At 66.3% G+C, this 17,075-nt stretch carries 14 protein-coding genes, 4 tRNA genes and 1 pseudogene; 17 read left to right on the top strand and 2 right to left on the bottom strand.

Annotated elements, in window-relative coordinates; genetic code table 11:
• The first annotated feature begins 18 nt into the window (after positions 1-18).
• Genes AC1PLS_RS11210 through lolD form a run of 4 tightly spaced genes read left to right on the top strand, consistent with a single transcriptional unit; the run spans position 19 to position 2,662 of the window.
• Positions 19-267, top strand: a complete 249-nt coding sequence (locus tag AC1PLS_RS11210; protein ID WP_016902588.1) for an FAD assembly factor SdhE — start codon at positions 19-21, stop codon at positions 265-267.
• The gene (locus AC1PLS_RS11205; RefSeq protein ID WP_065047439.1) at positions 218-670 is read left to right on the top strand and encodes a hypothetical protein; all 453 of its coding nucleotides are present in this window, start codon (positions 218-220) and stop codon (positions 668-670) included. The genes AC1PLS_RS11210 and AC1PLS_RS11205 overlap by 50 nt, the downstream gene beginning before the upstream one ends.
• Positions 671-693: 23 nt before the next feature.
• Positions 694-1,935, top strand: coding sequence for a lipoprotein-releasing ABC transporter permease subunit (locus AC1PLS_RS11200; protein WP_024938683.1), 1,242 nt, complete (start codon positions 694-696; stop codon positions 1,933-1,935).
• Positions 1,936-1,951: 16 nt separating this feature from the next.
• Positions 1,952-2,662 (top strand): lipoprotein-releasing ABC transporter ATP-binding protein LolD, encoded by a 711-nt coding sequence (lolD, locus tag AC1PLS_RS11195; protein WP_481103695.1) that lies wholly within the window; start codon positions 1,952-1,954, stop codon positions 2,660-2,662.
• Positions 2,663-2,902: 240 nt separating this feature from the next.
• Here lolD and AC1PLS_RS11190 read toward each other — a convergent pair whose 3' ends face one another.
• Positions 2,903-3,967 (bottom strand): SDR family oxidoreductase, encoded by a 1,065-nt coding sequence (locus AC1PLS_RS11190; protein ID WP_039521715.1) that lies wholly within the window; start codon positions 3,965-3,967, stop codon positions 2,903-2,905.
• A 256-nt stretch (positions 3,968-4,223) separates the two neighbouring features.
• Between AC1PLS_RS11190 and AC1PLS_RS11185 the strand changes: the two are divergent.
• The 13 genes and pseudogenes from AC1PLS_RS11185 to AC1PLS_RS11125 all read left to right on the top strand — a co-directional run.
• Positions 4,224-6,770 (top strand): annotated as a pseudogene (locus tag AC1PLS_RS11185) (DNA internalization-related competence protein ComEC/Rec2); the annotation flags it as partial.
• The gene (locus AC1PLS_RS11180; protein ID WP_102581628.1) at positions 6,664-7,326 is read left to right on the top strand and encodes a MotA/TolQ/ExbB proton channel family protein; all 663 of its coding nucleotides are present in this window, start codon (positions 6,664-6,666) and stop codon (positions 7,324-7,326) included. The pseudogene AC1PLS_RS11185 and the gene AC1PLS_RS11180, both read left to right, overlap by 107 nt.
• Before the next feature lie 3 nt (positions 7,327-7,329).
• Positions 7,330-7,794 carry an ExbD/TolR family protein gene (locus AC1PLS_RS11175; RefSeq protein ID WP_184431170.1) on the top strand — a complete coding sequence of 155 codons (465 nt, stop codon included), beginning with the start codon at positions 7,330-7,332 and terminating at the stop codon, positions 7,792-7,794.
• Positions 7,791-9,560, top strand: coding sequence for a lipid A export permease/ATP-binding protein MsbA (gene msbA, locus AC1PLS_RS11170; RefSeq protein WP_016902580.1), 1,770 nt, complete (start codon positions 7,791-7,793; stop codon positions 9,558-9,560). Before AC1PLS_RS11175 ends, msbA begins: the two co-directional genes overlap by 4 nt.
• Positions 9,557-10,594: a tetraacyldisaccharide 4'-kinase gene (lpxK, locus tag AC1PLS_RS11165; RefSeq protein WP_184431168.1), complete on the top strand. Its 1,038-nt coding sequence runs from the start codon at positions 9,557-9,559 to the stop codon at positions 10,592-10,594. The genes msbA and lpxK overlap by 4 nt, the downstream gene beginning before the upstream one ends.
• Before the next feature lie 280 nt (positions 10,595-10,874).
• A complete protein-coding gene (gene kdsB / locus AC1PLS_RS11160) occupies positions 10,875-11,654 on the top strand; it encodes a 3-deoxy-manno-octulosonate cytidylyltransferase (RefSeq protein ID WP_166771326.1) in 780 nt (259 codons plus the stop codon).
• Positions 11,651-12,115 carry a low molecular weight protein-tyrosine-phosphatase gene (locus AC1PLS_RS11155; RefSeq protein WP_024938676.1) on the top strand — a complete coding sequence of 155 codons (465 nt, stop codon included), beginning with the start codon at positions 11,651-11,653 and terminating at the stop codon, positions 12,113-12,115. The genes kdsB and AC1PLS_RS11155 overlap by 4 nt, the downstream gene beginning before the upstream one ends.
• Before the next feature lie 23 nt (positions 12,116-12,138).
• Positions 12,139-13,557 carry a hypothetical protein gene (locus AC1PLS_RS11150; RefSeq protein ID WP_184431166.1) on the top strand — a complete coding sequence of 473 codons (1,419 nt, stop codon included), beginning with the start codon at positions 12,139-12,141 and terminating at the stop codon, positions 13,555-13,557.
• Positions 13,554-15,410, top strand: coding sequence for an excinuclease ABC subunit UvrC (gene uvrC / locus AC1PLS_RS11145; RefSeq protein ID WP_054592960.1), 1,857 nt, complete (start codon positions 13,554-13,556; stop codon positions 15,408-15,410). The genes AC1PLS_RS11150 and uvrC overlap by 4 nt, the downstream gene beginning before the upstream one ends.
• Positions 15,410-16,042, top strand: coding sequence for a CDP-diacylglycerol--glycerol-3-phosphate 3-phosphatidyltransferase (gene pgsA, locus AC1PLS_RS11140; RefSeq protein ID WP_024938673.1), 633 nt, complete (start codon positions 15,410-15,412; stop codon positions 16,040-16,042). The genes uvrC and pgsA overlap by 1 nt, the downstream gene beginning before the upstream one ends.
• A 36-nt stretch (positions 16,043-16,078) precedes the next feature.
• Positions 16,079-16,154, top strand: a tRNA-Gly gene (locus AC1PLS_RS11135).
• A 68-nt stretch (positions 16,155-16,222) separates the two neighbouring features.
• Positions 16,223-16,296: transfer RNA gene (locus AC1PLS_RS11130), tRNA-Cys, on the top strand.
• Between the two features lie 81 nt (positions 16,297-16,377).
• Positions 16,378-16,453: transfer RNA gene (locus AC1PLS_RS11125), tRNA-Gly, on the top strand.
• A gap of 528 nt (positions 16,454-16,981) precedes the next feature.
• Here AC1PLS_RS11125 and AC1PLS_RS11120 read toward each other — a convergent pair.
• Positions 16,982-17,065, bottom strand: a tRNA-Leu gene (locus AC1PLS_RS11120).
• Positions 17,066-17,075: the final 10 nt, after the last annotated feature.

Raw genomic sequence — 17,075 nt, 5'->3', positions numbered from 1 at the left:
GGCGAGCTGGAGAGTGAGATGGATGAAGAAACCCTGTTGAAGAAACTGCGCTGGCGTTGCCGGCGCGGCATGCGCGAGCTCGATCAATTGTTCGGGCGCTATCTGGATCAACGCTGGGCGCAGGCTTCCGAATCCGAGCGCGCGGTTTTCCTACAGCTGCTGGATTGCGAAGACGATAAGTTGTGGCGCTGGTTCATGGGATACGAGGCCTGCCCGGATGCCGTCAACGCCGCACTCATCGCCGATATTCGCGCCATGCCGGCTTGAATGGCGGCCCTCGCGCGGACTTGCTTGCGCGCTGGGCGTGCTGAGCGCGCTCGCGTTGGGGGCGCTCTGGCGGAGCGGGGCACCGCCATGGCTGGCGATGCTGTTGTCCGTCTATACGGTGTTGACCGGTGGACGATCGCTGCGCCTGCTGTTGCGCTCGTCAGCACGGGAAGTGATCGTGCCCTGGAGCGAAACGCCTGCCAGCGTTGACGGTGTGCAGGTGCAGGGCCTGCAGGTGGCGTGGCGCGGGCCGATCGCGGTGGTGGCGTGGACCGGCCTGGATGCACGTCGCCAACGCCTGCTTTTCTGGCCGGATACCTTGCCCGCAGCGCAGCGACGTGAACTGCGTCTGGCCGCTCAGGCACACGCCATTTCGTCCCGGCGGCCGCAAGTGGCACCATAGCGTCCCTTTCCTGGTTGAACCGCATGTTCAAACCTATCCCGGTTGCCATCGGCTTGCGCTACCTGCGTGCCAAGCGGCGCAATGGCTTCATCTCGTTTATCTCGATGGCATCGATCCTGGGCATTGCCCTGGGCGTGACCGTGCTGATCACCACGCTGGCGGTGATGAGCGGTTTCCAGAAGGAAATCCGCGACCGCCTGCTGCAGATGGCCGCGCATGCCACGGTCAGTGCGGACGGCGCGCCGATGCACGACTGGCAGCATGCGGTCGAGGTCGCCATGGCCGATCCGCGCATCGCCGGTGCCGCGCCCTACATCGAAACCGAATCGCTGCTGCAGGGCCCGCGCAAGCAGCCGGCGATCGTGCGCGGCATCGTTCCTGCCGAAGAGGGCAAGGTATCGGTGCTGGCCAAGAAGATGCAGCAGGGGTCGGTCGACAGCCTGACCCCGGGCTCCTACAACATCGTCATCGGCAAGGAGTTGGCGATCTGGCTGGGCGTGGACATGGGCGACAGCATCGTGGTGCTGCTCAGCGATACCCAGGCCACGCCGCTGGGCGCGATGCCGCGGCTCAAGCGCTTCACCGTCAGCGGAATCTTCGAGGCGGGCTACAACGAGATCGACCGCGGCCTGGCCGTGGTCAACATGCAGGACCTGGCACGCGTGCTGCGCATGGACGGCGTCACCGGCGTGCGGCTGCGCCTGCACGACATGGATCAGGCCTGGCCGGTGGCACGCGATCTAGCGGTGAAGTTGCATGGCCCGTACCGGGTCAGCGACTGGACCCAGGAGAACGCCAATCTCTACCACTCGTTGAAGATGGAAAAGACCGTGATGGGCATCCTGCTGTCGCTGATCGTGGCGATGGGCGCGTTCAACCTGGTGTCCTCGCAGGTGATGCTGGTCACCGACAAGCAGGCCGATATCGCCATCCTGCGCACCTTGGGCCTGTCGCCTGCTGGGGTAATGCAGGTGTTCATGGTGCAGGGTTCGTTGATCGGCTTCATGGGCACGATCATGGGCGTGATCGGCGGCATCGTGCTGACGCTCAACCTGGAGCGCATCCTGGGTGTGATCGAGACCATCTTCAGCGTCAAGCTGCTGCCCGAGGACGTGTATTACATCACCGGCTTGCCGACCGACATGCAGACCCAGGACGTGGTGGTGATCACCGTCGTCGCGCTGGTGATGAGTTTCCTGGCGACCTTGTATCCGGCATGGCGCGCCTCGCGCACGCAGCCGGCGGAGGCGCTGCGTTATGAATGAGATCAGGGAATCGGCCGTGCAAACGCCAAACCATGCAGAGGCGGTGATCCGCGCCGAGGGTCTGGGCAAGACCTACGCCGAAGGCAAGATGCGCACGCCGGTGTTCGACGGTCTGGATCTGACCGTGGCGACCGGCGAAACCGTGGCCATTGTCGGCGCCTCAGGGGCGGGCAAGAGCACGCTGCTGCATCTGCTCGGCGGCTTGGATATTCCGACCTCGGGCGAGGTGTACGTGGCCGGACGGCGCATGTCGGCGTTGTCCGATGGCGAGCGCGGCAAGCTGCGCAATCAGGCCCTGGGTTTCGTCTACCAGTTCCATCATCTGCTGCCGGAATTCACCGCGCTGGAAAACGTGATGATGCCGGTACTGTTGTCCGGGAAAGAAGTGTCAGTGGCGCGGGCGCAGGCCTTGCAGTTGCTGGAATCGGTCGGGCTCGGACATCGTATCGAGCACAAGCCCAGCGAGTTGTCCGGCGGCGAGCGTCAGCGTGCGGCGGTGGCGCGTGCGCTGGTAAACAAGCCAGGCTGCGTGCTGGGCGATGAGCCCACCGGCAACCTGGACGACAAGACCGCCGAGACCGTGTTCGAGCTGATGCTGGAGCTCAATCGTGCGCAGCGCACCAGTCTGGTCCTGGTGACGCACGATCGCAGCCTGGCGCGGCGCCTGGACCGCGTGCTCGAGCTGCATCAGGGCAAGCTGCGCGAACTGGCACCTTCTGCGGTGTGAGAAGCACTGCCTGGCCGTCGGAATTCCTGGCGGCTGGGCGGTGTTGAACCTGCGGTCTCAGATTGAAGATCCTGGGGCTGGTGACGGGTGCATTCGCGTGATGCATCGACCGGCGTTCGCCACACATGCGCGTTCAGCACGCAATGCCCGCGCGTAGCATCGCGTCCATGCTCGCGGTGACAGGACGCGCGTTGACAGGAAGAACGGTCGCCGCCACGTGTGTGGCGACGACCCAACGCATCAGGGAATGATGCGCAGCGCGCGCAGGCGCGTGAACAGTTCCAGGAACGATGCACGGCTGTCGTAGAAATCCGTAAAGCCCAGTTCGCGGCTCTTGGTCATGTCGTTGACGCACTCGATCTCGCGGCCCAGGTCGGCATCGGTGTGCCACCAGGATGCCAATCGATTGACGTCGGCCTCCACCAGGCCATGCTGGCTGGCGATCTCGCTCCATATTGCCGGCGCGGTCTCGCTCAGGCGTGCCTCCAGCGGCTGCGGGGTCTCGGGGCAGGGCGCAGCGTCGAGCCCGAAGAAGTCGGCAATCTGGCTCCACATCCAGCGCCAGCGGAACACGTCGCCGTTGACGGTGTTGAAGGCCTGATTGCGTGCGGCCGGGCTCAGGCCGGCCCAGGCCAGTTGCTTGCCGAGCAGGCCGGCATCGGTCAGGTCGGTGAGGCTGTTCCACTGCGCCTGCGAGCCGGGAAACACGAACGGCTGGCCGGTGTGCTTGCACAGCGATGCATACACCGCCAGCGTCACGCCCATGTTCATCGCGTTGCTGCCATTGGCCATGCCGATCATGGTGTGCGAGCGATGCACGCTCCAGCCGAAGCCATGCTGCTCGGCATGTGCGAACAACAGGTCTTCCAGCGTGTAGTAGAAGTTCTCGCCGGGCTGGCGCGGCTCGCTTTCGCGAAACGGCGTTTCCGCCTTGCCGCTGCCGTAGTTCTCGAACGCGCCGAGGTAATGCTTGGTGCCGGTGACCAGCGCCATGTGCTGCAGCGGCGCATCGCTCAGCGCTTCGCACAGATGGCGCATCATCGCGCCGTTGGCTTCGACGTTCTCGCGCTCGGTGTCGCGCCGTGTCCAGGTGCAGAAGAACACGTGGGTGATCGGCAGGCCACGCAGCGCGGTGCTGGTGCTGTCGGCATCCAGCAGATCGGCCGCAAGCGGGATCACGCCGTCCTGAGGCAGCGGGCGCCGTGCCAGCCCATAGACGGTCCAGCCATCGGCCACCAGGACATTGGCGAGGTTGTAACCGGAAATGCCGGTCACGCCGACAATCAGTGCAGTGCCTTTACGCATGGGGGAAGCTCCTCAGAAACAGTGGCGAACATAGCGCGGCAGTCATGAAATCGAGGCGAATGCAGGCTGATAGGGTTGCTGTGCGGCCAGCACACGCTGTCCTGCCCGGCGCATTGCACCTGCGTGGCAGCGCCTTCCACCGACTGGATGTACCACGGCAGGGGCAGCCTGATTCCTACCCCGCAATGCGCCGCTCGCTGCTGTGCCCGACGCAGACGCTGGTCTAACTTGAGTCGGTGGATGGACCACGGCCGGGATGGCGACCGACAGCATGGATGCGTCAGCACAGGCACCGCCTACACCGCGGCGGATACCGACGATGACTGTGGCAGCGGCCTTGTTGCTGGGCATCGTGGTGTGCGCGTGGTCGCCTGCGCTGCTGTCGCGTGCGGTCTATGCGGCATGCCTTGCTGCAGCGGTGCTGGGCATCGGCCTCGGCACATGGCTGCGTCCGCGGCGGATCGTGTTGGTAGGGACACTGGCCAGCGCGCTGTTCGGTTTCGGCCTGATGGGCTGGCAGGTCGCCGGCGTCCTGCAGGCACAACTGCACCCGCAGGATGAAGCGCGGGAACTGACGGTGCGCGGGCAGATTGTCGAATTGCCGGTCGCCGAGCCACGACGCACGCGCTTTCAGCTGCGCGTGGATGACGATCCCGCACAGCCTGCCGCACTGCGCGGCAAGCTGCTGCAGCTGGCCTGGTATGACGACTTCGGTGCCGAGCGCATCGGGCCGCGTGCCGCGCTGCGCGCGGGCGCCGCCTGGCAGCTGCGGCTCAAGCTGCGTGCGCCGCGCGGCTTGCGCAACCCTGGTGGCTTCGATGCCGAGCGGCAGGCACTGGCGCAGCGCATGGCCGCCAGCGGCTATGTGCGGGTGCCGATTGCGGCGCGGCAGACCGCTGCACCGCGCGGCGTGGATGCCTGGCGCGAAGCGATGTCGCAGCGCATTGCCGACCGCGTGCCCGGATCATCGGCGCCTTACCTACGCGCGCTCGCCCTGGGCGACACGCGCGGGCTGGACGACGCAGCCTGGGCCACGCTGCGTGCGACCGGGCTCAGCCATCTGATTGCGATCTCGGGATTTCATGTAGGGCTGGTCGCTGCATTCGTCGCCCTGCTGATCGCCGGACTCTGGCGAGCCTGGCCGGTGCTTGGAACGCGGATTCCGCGGTCCCACGCGGCGGCGGTCGCCGCCTTGCTCGGTGCCGCAGGGTATGCAGTGCTGGCGGGCCTGGCGCTGCCGACGGTGCGCACCGTGCTGATGATTGCCGTGGTCGCGTTGGCGCGGGTACTACGGCGGCGTGCCAGCACCGTGCAGATCCTCGCGCTGGCCTTGTTGGCAGTACTGCTGTGGGACCCGCTGAGCGTGCTGGTGACGGGCTTCTGGCTCAGCTTTGCCGGGGTGGCCTGGCTGGTGTGGTGCCTGCCAGCGGACGATCGCGCGATCGTGCGCGGCTTCCTGTCCGCCCAGACCGTCGCCACTGTCGGCCTGCTGCCGTTGACCGTCAGCCTGTTCGGACAGGCATCGCTGGTGGGGCCACTGGCCAATCTGGTCGCCATTCCCTGGTGGACTTTTGTAGTAGTGCCGCTCGCCTTGCTGGGCACCGGGCTGGAAGCAGTACATCCGGGAGCGGGCGTGTGGGCATGGCGATTGGCCGGTTGGTGCTTCGAGCTCACCTGGCCAGGCCTGGTCTGGCTTGGACAGACCTCGGTGGCGTTGTGGTGGGTGCCCGAGTCCGATGCGCTCGCATTGGTCGCGGCCTTGTTCGGCGCGTTCTGGTTGCTGCTGCCGCGCGGCACGCCCGGCAAATCCATGGCGCTGTTGTTGTGGTTGCCGCTGCTGTGGCCGGACCGCGAGCTGCCCGCGGCCGGCGAAGCCGACGTGCAGGTGCTGGACGTGGGGCAGGGTCTGGCCGTGCTGGTACGCACGCAACGGCATGCATTGCTGTTCGACACCGGCCCGGCGGTACGCGATGGCTTCGATGCGGGCGAGCGGGTAGTGCTGCCGGCCTTGCGCGCGCTCGGGGTGCGCCGCCTGGATGCCATCGTGCTCAGTCACGCCGACGCCGACCATGCTGGCGGCTATGCAGCGGTGCGTGCTGGATTGCCCGTGGCGATGACGGCGGCACCGCCACAGGCGCCACTGGACGTCAGCACCCGCTGCCGTGCCGGCCAGCAATGGGCATGGGACGGGGTGCGCTTTGGCTTCCTGCACCCCAGCGCCGGCTTTCCGTATCTGCGCAATCAGTCCAGTTGCGTGCTGCGCATCGAAACACGGTATGGCAGCGCCTTGTTGCCGGGCGATATCGGCGAGCTCGTCGAGCGCCGCCTGCTGCGGGAACATGCCGCGGAGTTACGTGCCGATCTGGTGGTGGTCCCGCACCACGGCAGCGCCGACGGCTCGCATGCCGATTTCATCGCCGCCACCGGCGCGCGGCTGGCGCTGGTGTCCTCCGGGCACGGCAATCGCTTCGGTCACCCGCGTGCCGAGGTGGTGCAGCGCTGGCAGGGCAATGGCGCCGAGTTGCTCGACACGGCCCGGGCCGGGGCAATCCGGGTCTGGCTGGGCGCCGACGGCCTGCAGGTACGCGAGCGCCGGCGCTGGCAGCCACGGCTCTGGGATGCTGCGGAACGGCGGCGGTCGGCTGCTATCCTATCGACCAGCGAATAGGCGGCCGCGTTGCCGGAGGAATCGAATCGTGTTGGAGCTGGTCAAGGCAGGCGGTTGGCCGATGGTGCCGTTGCTGTTGCTGGGCGTGATCGCGCTGGCGATCGTGCTGGAGCGTCTGTGGAGCCTGCGCCGCAACGAGGTGACCCCGCCAGGTCTGGGCGAGGAGGTCCGCAACTGGGCCGCGCGCGGCAAACTGGATCCCAGCCACATCGAGTCGCTGCGGCGCAATTCGCCGCTGGGCGCTTTGCTGGCCGCAGCGCTGGACGTGCGCGGTCGTCCGCGTGAGTTGATTCGCGAGCGCATCGAGGACACCGGCCGGCATGTGGTGCACCGCATGGAGCGCTATCTGAATGCCTTGGGCACGATCGCTTCGGCCGGGCCGCTGCTGGGACTGCTGGGCACGGTGGTCGGCATGATCCAGATGTTCCTGGGCATCCTCGATCACGGCGTGGGCGATGTGAACCAGCTGGCCGGCGGCATCGGCAAGGCGCTGGTGTGCACGGCCACCGGCATGATCATCGCGGTACCGGCATTGATGGCGCATCGCTTCTTCAAGGGCCGCATCGCTGGTTACATCATCGAGATGGAGCAGGAAGCCACCTTGTTGCTGGACACGATGGACGGCCGCGTGGTGCCAGGCGCCGCGGCGCCGGTCGCGGCAGCTGGCAAACCTGTCATGGCAAAGGGCTGACGAATGCGCATCGGCAGTGACCGAAGCCAGGACGAGCCGCATATCGATCTGGTGCCATTGATTGACGTCATCCTTGTCCTCATCATCTTTTTCGTGGTGACCACGACCTTCGACGCACGCTCCACGCTGCAATTGCAGCTGCCGACCGCCAGCGACCAGCACAGCAGCACACCGCCACGTTCGCTGAGCGTGCTGGTCAATGCCGATGGGCGTTATTTCATCAATGATCAGGAAGTGCTGCGTTCGGACGTGGACTCGCTCAAGCAGACCATCGCCCAGCTCGCCGGCGACGACCGCGAGCAGACGGTGTTGCTGCGCGCCGATGCACGCACGCCGTATCAAGCGGTGGTGACCGCGCAGGATGCATTGGGGCAACTCGGCTTCCGCCGCATCGCGATCGCCACAGCGCCTCAAGCCGGGGCGACATCCACGACCGGCCAGACACGCACTAACGGAAACCGCCAGTGACCACCTCCAACGACCGCCCGGCGCCAGTTTCGTCCTGGCGCACGTACCGTCGCCTGCTGGCCTTCGCCAAGCCGTATCGCCTGTTGCTGGTCGCCGCGCTGATTGCCGCGCTGATCGAGGCGGCCGGCACGACCGGCTTCCTGGCGTTGATGAAGCCGATCACCGACGAGACCTTCATCTACAAGAATGCCGAAGTCAGTCGCTGGCTGCCGGTGCAGATCATCCTGTTGTTCGTGGTGCGCGGCGTCGCCGGCTACATCACCGATATGGCGATGGGCAAATCCGCACGCAGCATCGCGCGCGACCTGCGCGTCAAGGTGATGTCCAAATATCTGCGCCTGCCGGGATCGCGCTTCGACTCCGAACCGGTGCCGTCGATGCTGATCCGGCTGGGCTCGGACTCGGACCAGGTGGCGCAGGCGGCGGTGGATGCGGTCAAGGTGATGATCCAGCAGTCACTGCAGGTGATCGGTGCGCTGGCGCTGATGCTGTGGCATAGCTGGCAGGTCACGCTGACCATCCTGGTGCTGGCGCCGGTGCTGGCCTGGGTGATGGACAAGGTGGCGCGGCGCTATCGGCGCATCAGCCACAGCATCCAGGAAAGCGGCGCGCATCTGCTGCAGGCGGCCGACCAGACCTTGTCCAGCCATCAGGAGGTCAAGATCTACGGTGCCCAGCAGACCGAAATGGAGCGCTATGGCGCGCTGGCCGACCGCAATCTGCGTCTGGCAATGAAGGTCGAATCCACGCGGGGCATTTCCACCGCCACGGTGCAGATGATCGGTGCGATCGGCCTGTCGGCGCTGTTGTTCGTGGCCGGGGCCCAGGCACTGGCCGGGCGGCTGACCGCCGGCGACTTCGTGGTGCTGATGACCTCGATGCTGACGATCATCCCGGGCCTCAAGCAGCTCACCAATGTGCAGAACATGGTGCAGCGCGGCCTGGCCTCGGCCGAGCGCCTGTTCTCGGTGCTCGACAGTCCCGACGAGCCGGACCAGGGCGCGGTGCCGCTGACGCGCGCCAAGGGCCTGATCGAATTCCGCAATGTCACTGCACGCTATCCGGGCCAGGTGAACCCGGCCCTGGCCGAGGTCAGTTTCGTGGCGCAACCGGGCACGGTGACAGCGATCGTCGGGCGTTCCGGCAGCGGCAAGTCCAGCCTGATCAAGTTGATCCCGCGCTTCTACGAAGCAGAGTCCGGGCAGATCCTGCTCGACGGGCACCCGGTGCAGGCGTATGCGCTGGCCGATCTGCGGCGGCAGATCGCGCTGGTCGGCCAGCAGGTCATGCTGTTCGACGGCAGCATTGCCGACAACGTCGCCTATGGCGAAATGCGCAGTGCCGATGCCGGCCAGCTGGAACGCGCCATCCTGGGCGCCAACGCGATGGAGTTCGTCGCGCAATTGCCCGAAGGCCTGCAGTCGCATGTGGGCACCAAGGGCGGGCGCCTGTCCGGCGGCCAGCGCCAGCGTCTGGCGATCGCGCGCGCAATGCTCAAGGACGCGCCGATCCTGATCCTGGACGAAGCCACCGCGGCGCTGGACAACGAATCCGAACGCCTGGTGCAGGACGCCTTGCACAAGCTGATGCCGGACCGCACCACGCTGGTGATCGCGCACCGCCTGTCTACCATCGAGCATGCCGACCAGGTGCTGGTGATGGACCAGGGCCGTATCGTCGAGCGCGGCACCCATCACCAATTGCTGGAGCAGGGCGGCTTGTACTCGCACCTGCACGGCATGCAGTTCCGCGAACGTCAGGCATGAGCAAGCGCGGCACCCGCACGCCGGGTTACTGGTACGACAATGCGCCGATCCCGCTGTCGGCGCGCCTGCTGGCGCCGGTCTACGGCGCTGCCATCGCGCTGCGACGTGCCCTGTATCGCCGCGGCTGGCGCAAGCGCCACGGCGTGCCGGTGCCGGTGATCGTGGTGGGCAACGTCACTGCCGGCGGCACCGGCAAGACGCCGTTGACGATTGCCCTGGTCGCCAAGTTGCAGGAGGCCGGCTGGACGCCCGGCGTGGCCAGCCGCGGGTATGGCCGTGACGACCCGGGCACGGCGCGCTGGGTCGAGGCGGACACGCCGGTCGCGCTCGGCGGCGACGAGCCGGTCCTGATCGCCTGGAAGACCGGTGCCCGCGTACGCGTGGACAGCGATCGCCTGGCTGCGGCGCGCGCCCTGGTCGAAGCGGGCTGCGACATCGTCGTCTGCGACGACGGGCTGCAGCACTACCGGCTGGCCCGCGATGTCGAGATCGAAGTGGTCGATGGTCAGCGCCGCTACGGCAACGGGCGCCTGTTGCCGGCCGGGCCGCTGCGCGAGCCGGCTGCACGTGCACGCGACTGCGATTTCCGCGTGGTCAATCTGGGCCAGGCCAGCGCAGCAGCGACCACACCCGCGCCCGATGACGCCGGATTCGGCGAATGGCAGATGCGCCTGAGCATCGACAGCGTGCAGCCGATGGATGGCAAGCGCGCTCAGCCATTGAGCCGGCTGGCCGGCCAGCGCGTGCATGCCGTGGCCGGGATCGCGCACCCGGAACGCTTCTTCGCGATGCTGCGTGCGCGCGGCATCGGCGTGGTGCCGCATGCCTTCCCTGATCATCACGTGTATCGCGCGGCGGATTTCAGTTTCGGCAGCCGTTTGCCGGTGCTGATGACCGAAAAGGATGCGGTGAAATGCAGGCCATTTGCCGACGAATGGCTGTACAGCGTGCCGCTCAAGGCGGAGCTGCCGGCGGCGTTCTGGGTGAGCCTGCTGGATCGCCTGGACAAGTTGGCCAGCCGGCAGGGCGTGTGAACGCTGCGCCGGCAGGGCGATCTGCGGCTTGGTTGCAGGGTCCTTGCCGACCCACCGTCGTGGGACACGCCGCAAGAACATCAAGGTCCCGCGACGGTGGGCGGGCAATGACCAATCAAGATGGTCGGTGTGCCTGCGCGGGCAGTACGGGCAGCGGCGCGTAGTGCCGATGTCGGGCATCGCCGCCCAACTGACCACCGTGAGTTCGCTCACACCACGACATCATGCGATTCGGTTATCTCGTTTCTTCCACTCTTCCTGTTTTCCAGAGCGCGCACGCATGACTAACTCAACGCCTGCAGATTTCGTCGTCGCCATTCCCGCGCGCTACGCTTCCACGCGCTTGCCGGGCAAGCCGCTGCAGTTGATCGGCGATCGCCCGATGATCCAGCATGTGGCCGAGCGGGCGCTGCTGGCCGGCGCGCGCGAGGTCTGGGTGGCCACCGACGATGCACGCATTGCCGAGGTGGTCGAAGGCCTGTCCGGCGTGCATGTGGCGATGACCGGCGACGCGCACGCATCGGGTACCGACCGGCTTGCCGAATGCGCGCGGATCGCCGGATGGGAAGCCGAGACCTGCGTGGTGAACCTGCAGGGCGACGAGCCGTTCGCGCCAGCCGCCGGCATCCGTGCGGTGGCCGAGCTGCTGCTGCACTCCGGCGCCGAAATGGCCACGCTGGCCGCGCAGGTCGACGGCGCGCACGAACTGTTCGATCCGAACGTGGTCAAGCTGGTGCGTAACGCAGGTGGCGACGCCTTGTACTTCAGTCGCGCGCCGATTCCCTGGCATCGCGACAGCTTCGCCAGTCAGCGCGACAGCTTGCCCGGTGACGGGCAATGGCTGCGCCATATCGGGATCTACGCCTACCGCGCAGGATTTCTGCAGCGCTTCGCGGCAATGCCGCCCGGCATGCTGGAGCGCATCGAGTCGCTTGAACAATTGCGCGTGATGGAGGCCGGCTACCGCATCGCGGTGGCGTTGACGCCCGAACAGTTTCCGCCCGGCATCGATACCCCTGACGATCTGGCGCGCGCGCAAACCCGCGTGGCAGCGGCATGAGGGTGCTGATCGTGTGTCTGGGCAATATCTGCCGCTCGCCGATGGGCGAGGGTGCCCTGCGTGCGCGGCTGGACGAGGCGCGGCTGTCGCGGCGGATCGAGGTCGATTCGGCCGGCACCGGCGACTGGCATGCCGGCGATCCGCCGGACCCACGCGCGATTCGCTGCGCACGCGGCCATGGCGTGGACATCTCCGGGTTGCGCGCGCGCCAGGTGCGCGGCGCCGACTTCGAACACTTCGACTGGTTGCTGTGCGCCGATGGCAGCAATCTGCGCGATCTGCAACGCCTCGCCCCGGCGCCGCTGCGCGACAAGGTCGCGCTCTGGCTGCCCTGGGCCGGTGTGGAAGAGCGTGACGATATCCCCGACCCCTACACCGGTGACATGGACGATTTCGAGCGTGCCTGGCAACTGGTCGATACCGCTGCGCGCCAGACCGTGGCCAGACTCACCCGCAGCTAATCGGGCTTGGGCATAATTACGGTATGACTGCCCAGCTTACCCAGGAATTGCCGGAATTTCCTACCTGGCTCAATGCCAGGCCATCCACCCTGCAGGAGCATCGCGGGCGGGCGCTGGTGCTGGCATTCGTCAATGCCAGCTCGGTGTGGTGCGCCGAGCGCCTGGCCGAGCTGGCGCAGTTCCAGGCGCGCAGCCCCGGCCGGCTGCAGGTGATCGTGGTGCAGGTGCCGCGCTTCGACAGCGAGCGCGAGCCGCAACGCGCGCTCAAGCAACTGCGCGGCCATGGTGTCAGTGCGCCCATCTTGCTCGACAGGGACTGGGAGACCTGGCGCCGTTTCGGGATCGACTCCTGGCCGACGCTGGTGCTGCTCGATGCCTACGGCCGCGAGCGTCAGCGCCTGGTCGGCGTGACCGGCGATCTCGACAAGGCGCTGGTCGCCCTGTGCGAAGGCCAGCAGCCGCCATCGGACGCCGACCTGCATGGGGTGGCCGAGCGCGATCCCGAGCCGCGCCTGGAGCTGCGGTTTCCAACCGGCCTGGCCGCCACCGAGGACCGCCTGTACATCGCCGACACCGGCCATCACCGCGTGCTCGAATGCACGCATGGCGGCCGCGTGCTGCGCCAGTTCGGCCACGCTAATGCGGACTTCATCGATGGTGGCGTCGGTGAGGCGGCGTTCCGGCGTCCGCAAGGCCTGGCGCTGGAGCGCGACCAGCTGTATGTCGCCGACACCGGCAATCACGCCCTGCGTCGCATCAACCTGCGCAGCGGGCAGGTCGACACCTTGTGCGGCACCGGGCGCTCCGGCGAGCCGGTCGAGGGGCCGCTGGCGTTTGCCGGCGCCTCGGCGCTGAATTACCCGCAAGGCCTGGCCGTGGCCGACAATCAGGTGTTGATCGCCATGGCGGGCGACAACCGCATCTGGAGCTATGACCTGGGCCGCGCCGCATTGAGCGCACGCGCCGGTACCGGCGCGCTCGAGATTCGCGATGGCAGCGGGCATCTGGCCGCATTCGCGCAGCCGGCCGGCCTGGCCGCGGTGCAGCAGGTGGCCTACATCTGCGATGGGCTGGGCTCGTCGATCCGCACCATGCAATTGCGTGGCGATCTGGTGCAGACCCTGGTCGGCGGGCAGGGCACCTGGCAGTTCGGCGACGAGGACGGCCCGCGCGGCACCGCGCGGCTGCAGTTTCCGCAAGCCATCGCGCTGGCGGCCGATTCGCCGATGCTGTGGATCGCCGACACCGGCAACGGCCGCCTGCGCTGCCTGCGTCTGGGTGGCGGCGAGCTGACCACGGTCGCGCTGCCACGCCGCCTGCATGGCCCGGCCGGGCTGGCGGCCGCCGCCGGCGCGGTGTGGATTGCCGAGACCGATGCCCATGCCGTGTTGCGCTACGACCTGGCGAGCGGCGAACTGCGCGATGTTTCGATAGAAGAATGAACGCAAGGCCCCAATCCGATTTCGATGGAAAGGCGTTTGCTGCGCAATTGAGCACCGCGCCCGGCGTCTACCGCATGTACGCGGGCGACGACACCTTACTGTATGTCGGCAAGGCCGGTGCATTGCGCAAGCGCGTGGGTAGCTATTTCAACGGCACGCCGAAAAATGCGCGGCTGACCTCGATGCTGTCGCAGGTAGCGCGGATGGACGTCACCGTGACCCGCAGCGAAGCCGAAGCGCTGCTGCTGGAAAACCAGCTGATCAAGTCGCTGTCGCCGCGCTACAACGTGTCGCTGCGCGACGACAAGAGTTATCCCTACGTGCTGCTGACCCGCGAGCAGTGGCCGCGCATCGCCCTGCATCGTGGCCCGCGTGCCGTGCAGGGGCGTTACTTCGGCCCGTATACCGGCGTTACCGGCGTGCGCGAAACGCTGAGCCTGATGCACAAGCTGTTCAAGCTGCGCAGTTGCGAAGACAGCGTGTTCCGCAACCGCTCGCGGCCGTGCCTGCAATACCAGATCGGTCGCTGCAGCGCGCCCTGCGTGGAGCTGGTCGCCGCGCCCGATTACGCCGAATCGGTACGCCGTGCCACCATGTTTCTGGAGGGCAAGAGCGACCAGCTCGGCGAAGAGATCATGCAGTCGATGCAGCAGGCCAGCGAGGCGCTGGAGTTTGAGCGCGCCGCACGCCTGCGCGATTTGCTTTCCTCGCTGCGCAGCATGCAGAACCGCCAGTACGTGGACGGCCGCGCGGCGGATCTGGACGTGCTGGCCTGCGCCACGCAAGCCAGCCAGGCTTGTGTGCTGCTGCTGAGTTTTCGCGACGGCCGCAACCTGGGCACGCGCTCGTTCTTTCCCAAGACCAACGGCGAAGACAGCGCGGACGAAATCCTGGCTGCATTCGTGTCGCAGTACTACGCCGAACATTCGCCACCACGCGAGATCCTGCTCGATCGAGAAATTCCCGATGCCGAGCTGATCGAGGCCGCACTCAGCGCCGCCGCCGAATACAAGGTGACGTTGAAGTGGAACGTGCGCGGCGAGCGTGCCGGCTATCTGCTGCTGGCGACACGCAATGCACAGCTGACCCTGGTCACCGAACTTACCAGCCAGAGCGCGCAGCATGCACGCAGCGAGGCATTGCGCGAGATGCTGGGGCTGGCCGAGCAGGTCAGGCGGGTGGAGTGCTTCGACATCAGTCACACCATGGGCGAGGCGACGGTGGCCTCGTGCGTGGTGTTCGATGCCAGCGGTCCGGTGCGCGGACAATACCGGCGCTTCAATATTTCAGGGATCACGCCGGGCGATGACTACGCCGCGATGCGTCAGGCCATCGAACGGCGTTTTCGACGCGCGGTGGAAGAAAACGGCGTGCTGCCGGATGTGCTGCTGATCGACGGTGGCGCCGGTCAGCTCGCACAGGCGAAGGGCGCGCTGGCCGATCTGGGCATCGAGAATGTGCTGCTGGTCGGCGTGGCCAAGGGCGAGGAGCGCAGGGCAGGGCACGAGGCGCTGATCATGGCCGACGGCCGCGAACTGCGGCCGGGTGCGGCATCGCCGGCACTGCAGTTCATCCAGCAGGTGCGCGACGAGGCGCACCGCTTTGCGATCACCGGTCACCGCGGCCGCCGCCAGAAGGCGCGCATGACTAGCAAACTCGAGGATATCCCCGGCATCGGTCCGCGCCGACGCGCGAGCCTGCTCAAGCATTTCGGTGGCCTGGTCGGGCTCAAGGCCGCCGGCGAGGCCGAGATTGCGCGGGTGGAGGGCGTCAATGCCGCACTTGCCGCGCGAATCTACGCTAACCTGCACGGGCTGGCGCTTCCCGATGCGGCAGGCGAGTCGAGTCCGTAATGAAGTTGACCATCCCCACGTGGCTGACACTGCTGAGGATCGTGATGATCCCGGTGCTGGTCGTGGTGTTCTACCTGCCGTACACCTGGACCAATTTCGCGTCCGCCGGCGTGTTCGCGCTGGCCGCCATCACCGACTGGCTGGATGGCTGGGTCGCGCGGCGTTATCACCAGTATTCGGCCTTCGGCGCATTCCTGGACCCGGTGGCCGACAAGTTGATGGTCGCAGTGGCATTGTTCCTGATCGTGCAGGGCCACCCCACACCATGGATGGCGTTCTGGGCGGCGGTCATCGTCGGCCGCGAAATCGCAGTCTCCGCCCTGCGGGAATGGATGGCCGAAATCGGCCAGCGCGCCAAGGTACGGGTGGCGGTGATCGGCAAGGTCAAGACCACCGCACAGATGGTCGCGCTGCTGTGTCTGCTGTATTCGGTGACGCCGGGGCAGATGCCCACGCACGGAATCTGGTTCGGCAACCTGATTTTCCGCGCCGGATACTGGACGCTGGCGATCGCCGCATTGCTGACGCTGTGGTCCGGATTCCAGTACCTGCAGGCCGCCTGGCCGAGCCTGCGCGCCGACGAAAAAGCCGCGATCACCAGCAAACCGAAAAAAGTCGAAAGCAATAGTTGACAGCGATGCTGTTCGCTGTAGAATTTCGCCTCCCAAGCGGGAATAGCTCAGTTGGTAGAGCGCAACCTTGCCAAGGTTGAGGTCGCGAGTTCGAGTCTCGTTTCCCGCTCCAGATGTAGACAAGGCCCCTTGCCGGAGGTCTCGTTGTTTCAAGGCAGGATGCCTTGGGTTTGATGTTTCGGCCTGGTGGTAGAGTGGTTATGCAGCGGACTGCAAATCCGCGTACGCCGGTTCAATTCCGGCCCAGGCCTCCACATTGCATGCGTTGTTTCATGCGTCGGCAACGACGACAGGACTGGCGCAACGAAGTAACAAGCTGTACAATTTTGCTCCACGCGGGAATAGCTCAGTTGGTAGAGCGCAACCTTGCCAAGGTTGAGGTCGCGAGTTCGAGTCTCGTTTCCCGCTCCAAATTCAAACCCCGTATATCGAACGATATACGGGGTTTTTTTTATTGGCCGATGCTGGCCGGGCTAGCACTTGAGGAGGGCAACTCTTGGCCTTCTTCTCGCTGACGTAGCGCGGCGTGCTTGATGTCAGATGTGCATTGCGCCTGGTGCTCCGCTGGCGCCAGGACTTCTGTCGTAAACAAGATCGCATCGTTGTGCGTGGCGCTGCGTGGATGCTGCGGTTGGTGCTCTCCAGGCGCACGGAAGGGCACTGCGGCCTGCATGCTATGCAATGGCGCGCCGCTCCATCTCGTCTGGCATCGCTGATCACGTCTACCGCAGCCTTGATCACCAATCTGCTCGCGCTGTTTCACCTCAGCCTGCGAGGCACTGACGGTTGCGGTGATGTCCGAGACAGGGGAGCGGGCTGAGGGCGCGTCATGCACTTGTAAGCGCAACGCAGAGGCTGGACTGCTCAATGCGACAGCGCTGCAGGCAAGGTTTGTCGACGCGTCGATGGCGTTGCGCACTTTGCAGTGCCACTAGAGCGTGCCCGGGGCGGGAATCGAACCCGCATAGCCTTGCAGCTGAGGGATTTTAAGTCCCTTGCGTCTACCAGTTTCGCCACCCGGGCATTGCGATAG

The sequence above is a fragment of the Xanthomonas sp. NCPPB 3218 genome (genome assembly GCF_056725185.1).
This window is presented reverse-complemented; position numbering and strand designations above follow the sequence as displayed.